The 14,446-nt window shown below is 69.2% G+C and carries 14 protein-coding genes; 6 read left to right on the top strand and 8 right to left on the bottom strand.

Annotated elements, in window-relative coordinates:
- The 8 genes from BM388_RS07110 to BM388_RS07080 all read right to left on the bottom strand — a co-directional run.
- The coding region (locus tag BM388_RS07110; protein WP_175535053.1) for a transposase at nucleotides 1-281 on the bottom strand (281 nt) is incomplete at its 3' end.
- Between the two features lie 213 nt (nucleotides 282-494).
- Nucleotides 495-644, bottom strand: a complete 150-nt coding sequence (locus BM388_RS17815) for a hypothetical protein (protein ID WP_175535052.1) — start codon at nucleotides 642-644, stop codon at nucleotides 495-497.
- 2 nt (nucleotides 645-646) lie between these two features.
- The gene (locus BM388_RS07105) at nucleotides 647-1,432 is read right to left on the bottom strand and encodes a zeta toxin family protein (protein WP_245781481.1); all 786 of its coding nucleotides are present in this window, start codon (nucleotides 1,430-1,432) and stop codon (nucleotides 647-649) included.
- A gap of 56 nt (nucleotides 1,433-1,488) precedes the next feature.
- Nucleotides 1,489-3,066, bottom strand: coding sequence for a glutamine-hydrolyzing GMP synthase (gene guaA, locus BM388_RS07100; protein ID WP_089848577.1), 1,578 nt, complete (start codon nucleotides 3,064-3,066; stop codon nucleotides 1,489-1,491).
- Between the two features lie 82 nt (nucleotides 3,067-3,148).
- A complete protein-coding gene (guaB, locus tag BM388_RS07095) occupies nucleotides 3,149-4,618 on the bottom strand; it encodes an IMP dehydrogenase (protein WP_089848575.1) in 1,470 nt (489 codons plus the stop codon).
- Between the two features lie 97 nt (nucleotides 4,619-4,715).
- Nucleotides 4,716-5,774 (bottom strand): ABC transporter substrate-binding protein, encoded by a 1,059-nt coding sequence (locus BM388_RS07090; RefSeq protein ID WP_245781480.1) that lies wholly within the window; start codon nucleotides 5,772-5,774, stop codon nucleotides 4,716-4,718.
- A complete protein-coding gene (locus tag BM388_RS07085; protein WP_089848573.1) occupies nucleotides 5,771-7,234 on the bottom strand; it encodes a sensor histidine kinase in 1,464 nt (487 codons plus the stop codon). The genes BM388_RS07090 and BM388_RS07085 overlap by 4 nt, the downstream gene beginning before the upstream one ends.
- A complete protein-coding gene (locus tag BM388_RS07080) occupies nucleotides 7,231-7,899 on the bottom strand; it encodes a response regulator (protein ID WP_089848571.1) in 669 nt (222 codons plus the stop codon). Before BM388_RS07080 ends, BM388_RS07085 begins: the two co-directional genes overlap by 4 nt.
- Before the next feature lie 135 nt (nucleotides 7,900-8,034).
- Here BM388_RS07080 and BM388_RS07075 point away from each other — a divergent pair, with 135 nt between their 5' ends.
- From BM388_RS07075 to BM388_RS07050, 6 genes are all read left to right on the top strand, one after another.
- Nucleotides 8,035-9,015: a Bug family tripartite tricarboxylate transporter substrate binding protein gene (locus BM388_RS07075; protein WP_089848569.1), complete on the top strand. Its 981-nt coding sequence runs from the start codon at nucleotides 8,035-8,037 to the stop codon at nucleotides 9,013-9,015.
- On the top strand, nucleotides 9,012-9,473 hold the full coding sequence (locus tag BM388_RS07070) for a tripartite tricarboxylate transporter TctB family protein (protein WP_089848567.1): 462 nt from the start codon (nucleotides 9,012-9,014) through the stop codon (nucleotides 9,471-9,473). Before BM388_RS07075 ends, BM388_RS07070 begins: the two co-directional genes overlap by 4 nt.
- A 12-nt stretch (nucleotides 9,474-9,485) precedes the next feature.
- Nucleotides 9,486-10,994, top strand: coding sequence for a tripartite tricarboxylate transporter permease (locus BM388_RS07065; protein ID WP_089848565.1), 1,509 nt, complete (start codon nucleotides 9,486-9,488; stop codon nucleotides 10,992-10,994).
- A gap of 56 nt (nucleotides 10,995-11,050) precedes the next feature.
- Nucleotides 11,051-12,118, top strand: a complete 1,068-nt coding sequence (locus BM388_RS07060; protein WP_245781479.1) for an AbrB family transcriptional regulator — start codon at nucleotides 11,051-11,053, stop codon at nucleotides 12,116-12,118.
- 81 nt (nucleotides 12,119-12,199) lie between these two features.
- Nucleotides 12,200-13,573, top strand: a complete 1,374-nt coding sequence (xseA, locus tag BM388_RS07055) for an exodeoxyribonuclease VII large subunit (RefSeq protein WP_089848561.1) — start codon at nucleotides 12,200-12,202, stop codon at nucleotides 13,571-13,573.
- Nucleotides 13,574-13,774: 201 nt separating this feature from the next.
- Nucleotides 13,775-14,428, top strand: a complete 654-nt coding sequence (locus tag BM388_RS07050) for a peroxiredoxin (RefSeq protein ID WP_089848559.1) — start codon at nucleotides 13,775-13,777, stop codon at nucleotides 14,426-14,428.
- Nucleotides 14,429-14,446: the final 18 nt, after the last annotated feature.

Here is a 14,446-nt window from a genome sequence, read left to right as displayed (position 1 = left end):
TCGATCCAGCCCATCGCCCGCTGCATGACCAAGGTGCGCAGCTGACTGGCCAACGAGTGGCGGATACGCAGCGGGTGGCGTCGATCGACCAGATTGTCTTCGAGCGCCTCGATCACGCCACTGTTGTCGAGGGTTTCACGCAGCAGGAGAGCGCCGCTGTCGCTGGTGGTGCGGTGGCCGCTCAGCTCGACACGGACAGAGCCGTTGCACGAGGGCGACCAGGTCGTTAGGGTTTCACCCATGGCGAGTGGTCCTCTTGAATCGTGTTCTGGCAGGAACATCTTGATTCTACAAGAGAAAACCACTCGCCATCTTCGTTTTCAGGACGCCCTCATGAATAAGCCGGGCTGACAACTTGAGGCTGGATAAGGGCAACCGCTAGCTGCATTTGGAAAGTGCAGGGTTGCCATGGGGCCACACGCCGCGCAAAAAAAGAACCCGCCTCGTGGCGGATTCCTATGCTGCTCATCTCAGGGCTCGCGCAACGATCACCGTCAGCGCTGCTCCTTGGCCTGATCGAGGACACGCTTCTGACGGGCGATGGCATTGTTGATCACCTTGTTACGCACCGCCTGCTTCTGCTCCGCAGTCGCGTGGCGCGCAAAATGGGTCAAGGGGGTCGACTTGGCGACGTGTTCTTTCATGCTCAATCCTCACCTACGAGCAGGCTTTCTAGCTGTTCACGAGTGTAGCGCTCGGGCAGGTAGTCATCAATCGAGTCGATATCCGTCTCCCACTGCTGATTCGTGCCATCGTTGTCCTTGATGATCATGTCCAGCATCACCCGATCGCCGTACTCCTGCTTGATCCACCGCAAGACGTCCTGAACATCCAGACACTGGCGGATGAAACCATCGAGCGGGATATTTCGACCTTCGACCTCTTCACGGCTGCACACGAACTGCCAAGCGAGCTTAGGGTTCTGATATACATAGAAAATCTGTACATCCCTATCTTTGTTCAGGGAGCGTTCGATGTTCTTCCGTGCCACGTCGAGACTGGCAAGCGTCCCATCGAGGATGAACGACTGTCGCTGCTTCAGCATCAGGTCGTGAATCCGTTCCACCAGGATCGACACGGCCCTCTGGAACAGCCAAGAATTGGCACCGGTGTAGCCCGGCAGCTCTTCCCTCAGGTCGTCGGGATCGATCCGTAGTATGTTGCCCAGGCCATCCATGCCTTCTTCTCGGAGCTCATCGAGGGCGGCCACATACTCCTTGGATATCTCGGTCTTGCCCGCCCCAGGGGAGCCCGCCATGAAGATCGAGACGGGTTGTGCTTCGGGGACGTAGCGCTCCCTATCCGTCCGCTCCCGGGCGATGCGCTGCCTGTTCCGCTTGGCAAACGCCAGCGCCTCGGCCGTGATCTCTTCGCCGCTGACCATCGCTAACTCCGCATCAAGCGGCTCAGGACGAGCCAATGAAAAGGCCACCCGATGTCTCGAGTGGCCTCGCGAAAACTACCGGCTAATGTCCGGCAGCGCTTCGATCACTCCCACTCGATGGTGGCGGGCGGCTTGCTGCTCACGTCGTAGGTCACGCGAGAAACGCCGGTGATCTCGTTGATGATGCGGTTGGAGACCTTCTCCAAGAGCTCGTAGGGCAGGTGCGCCCAGCGGGCGGTCATGAAGTCGATGGTCTCCACGGCGCGCAGCGCGATCACCCACTCGTAGCGGCGGCCGTCACCGACCACGCCAACCGATTTGACCGGCAGGAAGACGGCGAAGGCCTGGCTGGTCTTGTGGTACCAGCCGGCGTTGTGCAGCTCCTCGATGAAGATGGCGTCGGCCTCGCGCAGGATGTCGGCGTACTCCTTCTTCACCTCGCCGAGGATGCGCACGCCGAGGCCCGGCCCCGGGAAGGGGTGACGGTAGACCATGTCGTAGGGTAGGCCGAGCTCGACGCCGAGCTTGCGCACCTCGTCCTTGAACAGCTCGCGCAGCGGCTCGACGAGCTTGAGCTTCATGGTCTCGGGCAGGCCGCCCACATTGTGGTGCGACTTGATCACGTGCGCCTTGCCGGTCTTGGCGGCGGCGGACTCGATCACGTCCGGGTAGATGGTGCCCTGGGCCAGGAAGTCGACGCCTTCGATCTTGGCGGCCTCGGCATCGAACACGTCGATGAAGGTGTTGCCGATGATCTTGCGCTTGGCCTCGGGCTCGTCGACGCCCTCGAGCTTGCCGAGGAACAGGTCCTCGGCGTCGACGCGGATCACCCGCACGCCCATGTGCTTGGCGAAGGTCTCCATCACCTGGTCGCCCTCGGCCTTGCGCAGCAGGCCGTTGTCGACGAACACGCAGGTCAGCTGATCGCCGATGGCCTTGTGCAGGAGGGCGGCGACCACGGAGGAGTCGACGCCGCCGGAGAGGCCGAGCAGCACGTGGCGGTCGCCCACCTGATCGCGCACGCGACTGATCTGGTCCTCGATGATCTGCGCCGGGGTCCAGTTGCGCTCGCTGCCGCAGATATCCAGCACGAAGTGCTCGAGGATGCGCTGGCCCTGCAGGGTGTGGGTCACCTCGGGGTGGAACTGCACGCCGAAGAAGCGCTTTTCCTCCCAGCTCATGGCGGCGATCGGGCAGCTCGGGGTGGAGGCGGTCACCGTGAAGGTGTCCGGCACCTGAGCGACCTTGTCGCCGTGGCTCATCCAGACGTCGAGCAGGCTGTTGCCGGTCTCGTGATCGATATGATCCGAGATGTTCTTGAACAGCGCGGTCTCGGCGTCCAGGCGAATCTGGGCGTAGCCGAACTCACGCACGTTCGATCCGGCCACCTTGCCGCCGAGCTGCTCGGCCATGGTCTGCATGCCGTAGCAGATGCCGAACACCGGCAGGCCCATCTCGAACACGCACTGCGGGGCGCGGGGCGAATCCAGCTCGGTGACCGACTCGGGGCCGCCGGCGAGGATGATGCCGTTGGGGGCGTACTCGCGAATCTCGGCTTCGGTGATATCGAAGGCGCGAACCTCGGAGTAGACGCCGATCTCGCGCACGCGGCGGGCAATCAGCTGGGTGTACTGGGAGCCGAAGTCGAGGATCAGGATCTTATGGGCGTGAATATCGGTCATGGAAGTGTCTCGGTGTGGCGGCAGGCCGGATCCAAAAGCGAGCGGCGGGGTTGCCCCCGCCGCGGTAGTTCAGAGGTCGGGATCACCCGGCCCGGTAGTTCGGGGCTTCCTTGGTGATCTGCACGTCGTGCACGTGGGACTCGTTGAAGCCGGCCCCGGTGATCTGCACGAACTGCGGCTTGGTGCGCATCTCCTGGATGTCGCGGCAGCCGGTGTAGCCCATGGAGGCGCGCAGGCCGCCCATCAGCTGGTGGACGATGGCGCTCATCATGCCCTTGTAGGGCACGCGGCCTTCGATGCCTTCGGGCACCAGCTTCTCGGCGCCCTCGCTCTTGTCCTGGAAGTAGCGGTCGGCGCTGCCCTGGGTCTGGGACATGGCGCCCATGGACCCCATGCCGCGGTAGGCCTTGTAGGTGCGGCCCTGGAAGAGCTCGATCTCGCCCGGGGATTCCTCGGTACCGGCCAAGAGGCCACCGGCCATCACGCAGCTGGCACCCGCCGCCACGGCCTTGGCGAGGTCGCCGGAGAAGCGCACGCCGCCGTCGGCGATCAGCGGGATGTCGAAGGGCTCAAGGGCCGCGGCAACGTTGGAGACGGCGGTGATCTGCGGAAGGCCGACGCCCGCCACCACGCGGGTGGTGCAGATGGAACCGGGGCCGATGCCGACCTTGACGGCATCGGCGCCCGCCTCGGCCAGCGCCTGGGCGGCCTCGGCGGTAGCGATGTTGCCGCCGATCACCTGGATCTGCGGGAAGTTCTCCTTCACCCAGCGCACGCGCTCGATCACGCCCTTGGAGTGGCCGTGGGCGGTGTCGACCACCACCACGTCGACGCCGGCCTCGGCCAGGGCGGCCACGCGGTCCGGCGTCTCGGGGCCGGTGCCCACCGCGGCGCCGACCAGCAGGCGGCCGTCGGCATCCTTGGCGGCGAGGGGGAAGGTGCGGGCCTTCTCGATATCCTGGAAGGTCACCAGGCCGCGCAGGCGGTTCTCGTCATCCACCACCAGCATCTTCTCGATGCGGTGCTCCTGCATCTTGCCCTTGATGATGTCGAGCGTGGTGCCCACCTGCACGGTCACGAGCTTCTCGCCGGGGGTCATGATATCGGCGACGCTGTCGCCATGGTTGGGCTGGAAACGCATGTCGCGTTGCGTCACCAGGCCTACCAGGGTCTCTCCCTCCACCACCGGGAAGCCGGAGAAGCCGTGCTCCTCGGCCATCGCCAGCAGGTCATCCAGCTTGGCCTTGGGGCTGACGGTGACCGGGTCCTTCACGATCACGCTCTCGTGCTTCTTGACCTTGCGCACCTCGGCGGCCTGCTGCGCCATGGTCATGCTCTTGTGGATGATGCCGATGCCCCCTTCCTGGGCCATGGCGATGGCCAGGCGCGCCTCGGTGACGGTATCCATGGCGGCGGAGACCAGCGGGATGTTCAGGTACAGATCCCGAGTCAGGCGGGTCCGGAGGCTGACCTCGTTGGGCAGCACCTCGGAATACCCGGGAACGAGTAATACGTCATCGAACGTAAGCGCTTCTTGGGCCATACGTAGCATATGCGAAAACACCCATGGGCTGGTGGGAGGAGGGAGGGAAGTTAATCCCCCATTATAGCGGTCAGCCCCCGGGTCCGGCAATCCGCGAAGTGCCTGCTTACTTCGTGACGTCGCGGCGGAATTCGCGGCGCCAGCGCTCCAGGAAGGCGGCGCGGCGCTGGGGATCGACGAAGGCCAGCAGCGAGGCGTTGAGGGGGATCGGGAAGAGCCGCTCGCCCACCTGATCGCGCAGTCGCGCCGCCGTGTAAGGCCCGACGATGTCCGGGCGAACGCTGAACAAAGGCGTCTGGCCGGCCAGCACCCGCTGGCCCTCGCGGCCGAGCAGGAAGTCGACGAAGGCCTCGGCGGCCGCCGGATGCGGCGCGTCGCGATGGATGAAGGCCATGCGCATCATCACCAGCGAGTAGTCCCTGGGCACCTGCACGATCACCTCGGGATGCTCCTGGGCCCAGACCATGGCGTAGGAACCGAGCAGGTTATAACCGAGCCAATAGCGCCCGTCGCTGAGCCCCTCGAGCATCGCCCGGGTGCTGCCCTCTAGCTGGGCATCCACCCGCCCCATGCCGGCCACCAGATCCCAGAAACGCGGCGTGTAGCGGGCATCCTGCTGGTAGAGGGTGTAGCCCACGCCACTCTTCAAGGGTGAGTAAGTGGTCACCCTGCCGTCGAGCATGTCCCGCTCGGTGGTCAGCAGGGTGTGCAGATCGGCGTGGGTCTGGGGCGGCATCATGTGGCGCGAGAGGTCGAGCCGGTAGGCCATGACGATGGGCTCGAAGGTGAAGCCGAACACCTCGTCGCGCCACTTGGCCCAGGCCGGCCAGCGCCGCGCCGCCGGCGAGTCGAGCCGCCGCGCATGGCCCTGGTTGACGCGCGCCATCTGCCAGGGCATCGCCGAGCTGATCACCACGTCCGGCGCCGGGTCGGCCTCGGCGACCAGCGCATCGACCTCGAGGGTCGAGCGGTCGCGAAAATCCAGGGCGATCTCGGGATGGGCGGCGCGAAAGGCGTCGAGCAGCGGCGCGACCACCTCACGGTCGAGGGCCGCATCGACCACCAGCGGCGTCGCTGCCGCGCGCGCCTGGCCGGCAGCGACGCCGGCGCCGACCAGCAGCAGCGCCAGCAGACTGAGGGAGAGGCTGACTCGCCGGGGCATCATGGGGCCTCCTCGGGATCGCACAGCGGAAGATGAAGCCTGACCACCAGGCCGTGGGGCTCGCGGGCCGCCAGCACCAGCCGCCCGCCGAGACGGCGGGCGATGGAGTCGACGATCGACAGGCCCAGCCCGGAGCCGTCGGTGTCCTGGCGTCCGCCCCGCTCGAAGGGCCGCAGCAGCCGCTCGCGGACCTCCTCGGCCACCCCGGGGCCGTCGTCCTCGACGAAGAGCGCCACCTCGTCCACCCGTTCGCGATCCTGGTCACCCCCCTCGAGCCCCTTGGGCACTTCAAGACCCCCGAGTCTTTCGAGACCGAGAGTGATCACGCTGCCCGGCGGCGTGTAGCGCAGGGCGTTGTCGATCAGGTTGCCGAGCAGCTCGCGGATCGCCCAGCCCTCGGCGCGCACCCACACCGGCCCGGCGGGCAGCTCGGCCAGCCCCAGGTCGTGGTCGCGGGCCGCCTCGCGCCCGGCCCAGTCGAGCAGCGTCTCGCGCAGCGCGGCGGCGAGGTCCAGCGGCGCCACCGCCTCGGCCTCGGCCTCGCCGAGGTGGCGCAGCCGGGCCAGGCTCAACAGCTGCCCGGCGAGCCGGCTGGTGCGACCGGCGCCCTCGTGCACCGCACTCAAGGCGGCCCGCCACTCGGCCGGCTCCTCGCTCGCCAGCGCCAGCTCGCTCACGCTCTGCAGCCCGGCCAGCGGCGTCTTGAGCTGGTGGCTGGCGTCGGCGGTGAAGCGCAGCAGCGCCTCGCGGCTCTGGCGCTGGCGGGCGAAGAGGTGATCGAGGGTCTGGGCCAGCTCGCGCATCTCCTCGGGCACCCGGGCGTCCAGCGGGCGCATGTCGTCGGCGTCGCGGCGGCGCAGCACGCGGCGCAGCCGACGCATCGGCCCCAGCGCCACCCGCAGGGCCAGGGCCATCAGCACCCCGGCCAGCAGCACCATGGCCACGAAGCGCGTCAGGGTGCGCTCGAAGAGCTCGTCGGCCAGCGCCATGCGCCCGGCCCGGGTGTGGCCCACCCAGACCTGCACCGGCTCCTGGGAGACCCAGCCCGCCGAGTCGACCTCGCGGCCGTAGAGCCGCCAGGCCTCGCCGTCCAGGCGCGCGGTCAGCGCCAGGGGCTCGGCGGCCGCCCGTTCGCGCCAGCCAGGTTCGATGGCGAAGGGCAGGTTGGCGGAGACGGCCTCGCCGTCGGCGTCGAGCACGGCGTAGAAGACCCGCTCCTGGTGGCGGGTGGCGAGAATCTGCAGGGCCGCCGCGGGCACCTCGATCAGCGGCTCGCCCTGCTCCCACTGCACGGCCTCGGCGATGGTCAGGGCGGCGGCCTCGAGCTGGCTGTCATAGGCGCGCTCGGCGGCGCGCTGGCTGCTCACCCAGGCCTCGATCATCAAAAGCGCGCCGAGGCCGGTGACGGTGACCAGCAGCCACACCGCCAGGCGACGCTTGAGCGAGCCCGCGACCTCGATCACTCGGCCGCGTCCTCCAGCCGGTAGCCGAGACCGCGAAAGGTGCGGATCTGAAGCCCGGAGCCGGCGAGCCGCTTGCGCAGCCGGCTGACATAGACCTCCAGGGCGTTGGAGCCCACCTCGTCGAAGCCGAACAGTCGCCGCTCCAGCGCCTCCCGCGGGGCGATGCTGCCGGCGTGCAGCAGCAGGCCCTCGAGCAGCAGCAGCTCGCGGCGCGGCAGCGCCAGCGTCGCATCGTCGAAAGTCGCCGCGCCGGTGGCCGGATCGAAGCAGAGGCGCCCGTAGCGCAGGCGGTTGTCGCTGCGCTGCTGGCTGCGCCGCAGCAGGGCGCGCACCCGGGCCTCCAGCTCGGCGATCGAGAAGGGCTTGGCGAGGTAGTCGTCGGCGCCCAGATCGAGGCCGCTGACCCGGTCGTCGATGCCGTCGCGGGCGGTGAGGATCAGCACCGGGGTGGTGTCGCCGCGGTCGCGCAGCGCGGCGAGCAGCTCGAGGCCGTCGCCGTCGGGCAGGCCGAGGTCGAGCAAGATCAGGTCGAAGCGGTCGTGGCGCAGGGCGGCCCGGGCCTCGGCGTGGGTGGAAAACACCTCGACGGTATTGCCCAGGGGCGCCAGCGCCCGCTCCAGGGAGCGGGCGATCAGCGCATCGTCCTCGATGACCAGCAGGCGCATACGACCAATGTCTCAGGCGGTGAAGGGGAAGGTGACAGGTTGGTGACAGGTGGCGGCCCTAGCATCGCCCTGGCCATCACGCGAGGCGCAAAGCGGCCTCGCTCACGTCGCATAACAAGAGAACAGGAGTTCGCCATGAAGATCAACACGGCCATCCGCCACGCCTCCGGCCTCGCCCTGCTGGGCGGCGCCCTGCTCGCCGGCTCCGCCCAGGCCGCCGGCGATGCCGAGTGCATCGCCCCCGCCAAGCCCGGCGGCGGCTACGACCTGACCTGCCGCCTGGCCGCCAACGGCCTGCTCGAGACGGGTCGCATCGATTCGCCGATGCTGGTGACCTACATGCCCGGCGGCATCGGCGCCGTGGCCTACAACCACGTCAACGGGGTGCGCACCGACGACGAGAACCTGATCGTCGCCGCCAGCACCGGCGCCGCGGTCAACCTGGCGCTGGGCAAGTTCGGCCAGTACGACGCCGACGAGGTGCGCTGGCTGGGCGCCCTGGGCGTCGACTACGGCGCCATCGTGGTCGGTGCCGACGCGCCCTGGCAGTCGCTGGACGAGCTGATGGCCGATCTCCAGGAGGCCCCGGGCGAGATCGCCTTCGGCGCCGGCGGCACCGTGGGCAGCCAGGACTGGATGAAGGCCGCGCTGACCGCCAAGGCCGGCGACGTCGACCCGCGCGACCTGCGCTACGTGGCCTTCGAGGGCGGCGGCGAGGCGCTGGCCGCGCTGCTCGGCGACCACATCCAGGTCTTCACCGGCGATCTCTCCGAGCTCCAGTCGCAGCTCGAGAGCGGCAAGGTGCGCGTGCTGGCCGCGCTCTCCGAGGAGCGCATGGGCGGCCCCTACGCCGAGATCCCCACCGCCGCCGAGCAGGGCTACGACGTGCAGTGGCCGATCTGGCGCGGCTACTACATGGGCCCGGAGGTCAGCGACGAGGCCTACCAGGCGTGGGTCGAGCGCCTGCAGGCCCTGGCCGAGGACCCGGCTTTCGCCGAGATCCGCGAGGCGCGTGGCCTCTTCCCGATGTCGCGCTTCGGTGACGACTTCGACGGCTACGTGCAGGAGCAGGTCGCCGGCTTCCAGTCACTGGCCGAGGAAGTGGGTCTGAAATGAGCCAAGTCACCAAGCCGGTCGCCGACCGGCTGTTGGGACTCGTGCTGATCGGCCTGGCGGCGTTCGTCGCCGTCCAGGCCATCAACCTGGAGGTCCCGTTCAGCTACGAGCCCGTGGGTCCACGGGCGTTTCCGCTGGGTCTTTCGATCCTGCTCGCCGGCCTCTCGCTTCCGCTCGTCTTCAAGCCCGGCGCCGACGGCGAGTGGCCGCACAAGGCGCTGGCCATACGCCTGCTGCTGGTGCTGGGCCTGCTGCTGGCCTACGCCATGCTGTTCACCGGCCTGGGGTTCATTCCCACCTCGCTGCTGGTGGTGGCCGCCCTGGCCCGGCTCTTCGGCGCCAGCGGCGGCAAGGCGCTGATCACCGGCGTGCTGCTCTCCGCGGGCAGCTATGTGCTGTTCACCGAGGGCCTGGGCATCGCCCTGCCCACCGGCACCTGGCTTGCCGCGCTCATCTAGAGGACTGCCACCATGTTCGACTTCCTGATCGAGGGCTTCGGCGTCGCCCTGACGCCGCTCAACCTGGGGCTGGCCTTCCTCGGCGCGCTGCTCGGCACCCTGTTCGGGGCGCTGCCGGGCATCGGGCCGATCAACGGCATCGCCATCCTGATGCCGCTGGCCTACACCCTGGGCCTGCCGGCCGAGTCGGCGCTGATCCTGCTGGCCGGCATCTACACCGGCGCCGAGTATGGCGGGCGGATGTCGAGCATCCTGCTCAACGTGCCGGGCGATGCCGGCGCGGTGATGACCACGCTCGACGGCCATCCGCTGGCCAAGAAGGGCCTGGCCGGCCCGGCGCTCGGCCTCTCGGCGGTGAGCTCCTTCGTCGGCGCGACCATCGCCATCATCGGCCTGACGCTGTTCGCGCCGCTGCTCGCCGAGATCGCGGTGATGTTCGGCCCCGCCGAGTTCTTCGCGCTGATGGTGTTCGCCTTCTCGTCGATGTCGGTGATGATGGGCAAGGACCCGATCAAGACCGCCATCGGCGCGGTGCTGGGCGTGCTGATCGCCACCGTGGGCGTCGATTCCGGCACCGGCGTGATGCGCTACACCTTCGGCATGCCCGAACTCTACGACGGCATCGACTTCGTGGTGATGATCATCGGCCTGTTCGCGATCAGCGAGATCCTGCTGATGCTCGAACACGCCCACCGCCAGGACAGCGACGGCGAGCTGCCGCCGCTGGGCCGGGTCTTCGTCAGCCTCAAGGAAGTGCTCTACTGCAAGGGCGCCATGTGGCGTTCGGGGCTGCTCGGCTTCATCATCGGCGTGCTGCCCGGCACCGGGGCCTCGGTGGCCGGCGCGGTCTCCTACACCACCGAGAAGCGCCTCTCCGACAAAGAAGGCACCTTCGGCAAGGGCGACATGCGCGGCCTGGCGGCCCCGGAGTCGGCCAACAACGCCGCGGCGGCGGGCTCCTTCGTGCCGATGCTGACGCTGGGCATCCCCGGCTCCGGTACCACCGCCGTGCTGCTCGGCGCGCTGATGCTCTACAACATCACCCCCGGGCCGATGATGTTCACCGAGCGGCCCGAGGTCGCCGGCGGCCTGATCGCCTCGCTCTACATCGGCAACATCGTGCTGCTGGCGCTCAACCTGCCGCTGGCCGGGGTGTTCGCCCGGGTGCTGACCATCCCGCGCTGGGTGCTGGTGCCGGCCATCGCCATCCTGGCCTTCGTCGGCGTCTACCAGCTGCACTCGGACCTGACCGCCATCTACCTGATGCTGCTGATCGGCGTGTTCGGCTACCTGTTGCGCAAGCTCGGCTTCTCGCTGGCCCCGGTGATCCTGGGCTACGTGCTGGGCGGGCTGATGGAGCAGAACCTGCGCCGGGCGCTGTCGATCAGCGGCGGCGATACGGGCATCCTGTGGCAGTCCGGCATCTCGCTGGGGCTGTGGGTCGCCGCCGCCGCGCTGCTGGTGCTGCCCTGGCTGGTGCCGAAGCTGCTAGCCGCACGCGCTCGCCGCCACGCCGGCTAACACTGCCTCGGGCCCGCTCAAGCGGGCCCGAGACGTTTCGACCGGAGACCTCCGACGTGCCTCTTGCCTTGCCCTCTGCCCTTCCCGCCCTGCTGCGCTTCCTGCCCACCCTGGCACTCGGCCTCGCCGGCGGGGCGGCGGCCTTCACCGTTGATCTGCCGCTGCCCTGGCTGCTCGGCGCCATGCTCGCCACCACCCTGGCGAGCCTTTCCGGCGCGCGGCTGCGCTCGCCGGGACGCGGTCGTCAGGGCGTGCTGGTGGTGATCGGGGTGATGCTGGGCGCGGCCTTCACCCCGGAGCTGTCCGGCGATCTGGGGCTGTGGGGCCTGAGCCTGGCGGCGATGCTCGGGGCCACGGCGGTGATGATGCTCTTCTCGGTGTGGTTCTCGCGGCGCATCGCCGGCCACTCGCTGGATACCGCCCTCTACGCCGGGGTCCCCGGCGGGGTCTCAGCGGTCACCGGCATGGCGCTCTCCTCCGATGCCGACCTGCGGGTGGTCGGCATAACCCACGCGGTGCGCATCCTGGTGCTGCTGGTCGCCATTCCGCCGGTGCTCGACGGCATCGGTCACGTCAGCCTGAGCGCCGCCACCCCGGACCCGGGCCGGTGGCTGTGGTTGCCCGGCCCGGTAGATGCCGCCTGGCTGGCCGGAGCCGGGGTGCTGGGCGCCTGGCTCGGTAGGCGACTGCGCCTGCCCAACGCCCTGCTGTTCGGCCCGGCGCTGGTCTCGTCGGCGCTGCACCTGACGGGGCTGACCCACGCGGCCCTGCCGCCGACGCTGATCGCCCTGGCCCAGGCGATCATCGGCGTCTCGGTGGGCGTGCGCTTCACGGGAACCGCGCTTTCCACACTGGGCCATACCCTGGCGATGGCCGCGCTGCAGGCGCTGGGCCTGCTGGCGATCGCCATCCTCGCCGCCTGGGCAATCCACGCGGCGACGGGGGTGTCGCTTCCCGCGGCGCTGCTCGCCTACATGCCGGGCGGGGCGCCGGAGCTGAGCCTGGTGGCGCTGTCGCTGGGCATCGACCCGGCCTTCGTGACCGCCCATCACCTGCTGCGCATCACGGTGCTGATCCTGCTGATGCCGGTGCTGTTGGGCGCCTGCCGGCGGCTGAGCGCCTAGCGGTGCCAACCCGCCGGTCGACCTCCGGCCGGCGGCGCCATCCATGCTAGGCTGGGCGGCGTTCCCGCCGGAGACTTGCCCATGCCGCCACCCCTCAACGACACGCCCCTTGATCCCGGAAGCGATAGCGAGGCGCTCTCCGTCAGTGAGCTCAACCGGCACGCCCGGCGCGCGCTCGAGCAGGACGTCGGCGAGGTGTGGGTGGAGGGCGAGCTCTCCGGGGTGTCGCGGCCGAGCTCGGGGCACGTCTACTTCACCCTCAAGGACGACAAGGCCCAGCTGCGCTGCGCGCTGTTTCGCACCCGAGCACGCTTCGTCGCCGCGCCGATGCGCGACGGCGACCGCGTCAAGGTGCGCGGCCAGGTGTCGCTGTTCGAGCCGCGCGGCGACTATCAGCTGATCGTCGAGGCGGTGCGCGCGGCGGGCGAAGGCGAGCTGCTGGCCGCCTATGAGCGCCTCAAGGCGCGCCTCGCCGCCGAGGGGGTGTTCGCCAACGCGCGTCCCCTGCCCTTCCCGCCGCGCCACCTGCTGGTGCTCACCTCGGCCACCGGCGCGGCGATCCGCGACGTGCTGGCGGTGCTGGCGGCGCGCTGGCCGCTGGTCCAGGTCACGCTGATTCCGGTGCCGGTGCAGGGCCGCGAGGCGGCGCCGGCGATGATCGGGGCCCTGGGGCTGCTCAACCGTCAGCAGGCGCTGGACCCCGCCCGCGATGCCATCCTGATCACCCGCGGCGGCGGCAGCCTGGAGGACCTGTGGGCGTTCAACGACGAACACCTGGCCCGGGCGATCTTCCACTCCCGGCTGCCGGTGATGGCGGCGGTGGGCCATGAGGTGGACGTGACGCTTGCCGACTTCGCCGCCGATGCGCGCGCCCCCACGCCCTCGGCCGCGGCCGAGCAGCTGGTGCCCGACCGCCGCGAACGCCTCCACCGCCTCGAGCGGCTGGCCGAGCGGCTGACCCGCGCCCAGCGCGCTCGCCTGGACAGCGACGCCCAGCGCCTGGATCACCTGCGCGCCCGGCTGCGCCACCCCGGCGAGGTGCTGGCGTCGCGCCGCCGGCAGCTCGATCAGCTGGAGGCGCGGCTGCGCCGAGCCATGCGGGCACGCCTCGACCAGGAGCACCGCCGAGCCCGCCACCTGCACCAGCGCCTGGCCCTGCGCTCGCCGGACCGGCTCACGCAACAGGCCGGGCAGCGCCTCGAGCGCGCCACCCAGCGCCTGCATCAGGCGATGCCGAGGGCGCTCGCCCGCCACCGCGAGCGGCTGGGCGGGATCGCCCGCGAGCTGCAGGCGGTGAGCCCACTGGCGGTGCTGGGACGCGGCTATGCGATCCTCGAGGACGAGCGGGGCCAGGTGGTGCGCCGCGCGGCGGACACCGTCGCCGACCAGCGCCTCGAGGCGCGCCTGGGCGAGGGGCGCCTCGCCCTGCGGGTGCTCGATGAGCGCGACGACTAGTCAGTGCCCGCGAGGGAAGGTGGTCGCGAGCGCTTTACATCGTCTAACGTTAAAACATCAAAGTACGAGAAGGCCGGGCCTGGCCGTTGTCGAGACGGCCGACAGCCCCGACAATGAGGGGAGTATCCGAACGGCCATCGCTACCTGCGGGGCAGGAGGCGGGCCGGCAGCTTCACCCACCCCAAGAAAGGGAGTTGCACCATGTCACTGCGCATCAACGACGTTGTACCCGACTTCGAGGCCGAGACCAGCCAGGGCCCCATCCGCTTCCACGAGTGGATGGGCGATAGCTGGACCATCCTGTTCTCGCATCCGAAGGACTTCACGCCGGTCTGCACCACCGAGTTCGGCGCCGTGGCCAAGCTCAACGATGAGTGGCAGAAGCGCGGCACCAAGGTGATCGGCGTCTCCGTGGACGGCGTGGAAGACCACAAGAAGTGGATCAACGACATCTCGAGCTACGCCAGCTGCGAGGTCGGCTTCCCGATCATCGCCGACGAGGATCTCAAGGTCGCCAAGCTGTTCGACATGCTGCCGGCCGAGGCCTATCTGCCGGACGGCCGCACCCCGGCCGACAGCGCCACCGTGCGCTCGGTGTTCATCATCGGTCCGGACAAGCAGCTCAAGCTGACCATGACCTACCCGATGAACGTGGGCCGCAACTTCTCCGAGGTGATGCGTGCCCTGGATGCCCTGCAGACCGCCAACGGCAAGGGCGTGGCCACCCCGGCCGACTGGACCGTCGGCGAGGACGTGATCATCCCGCCGACCGTCTCCAACGAGGATGCCACGGCGAAGTTCGGCGAGTACGAGACCATCTTCCCCTACCTGCGCCGCACCAAGCTGCCCGAGTAAGACGGTACCGTTCATCCG

The organism is Halomonas saccharevitans (assembly GCF_900116405.1).
Lineage (GTDB): Bacteria > Pseudomonadota > Gammaproteobacteria > Pseudomonadales > Halomonadaceae > Halomonas > Halomonas saccharevitans.
Note: the sequence above shows the minus strand (reverse complement) of the source record. Positions and strands in the feature narration are given on the sequence as shown.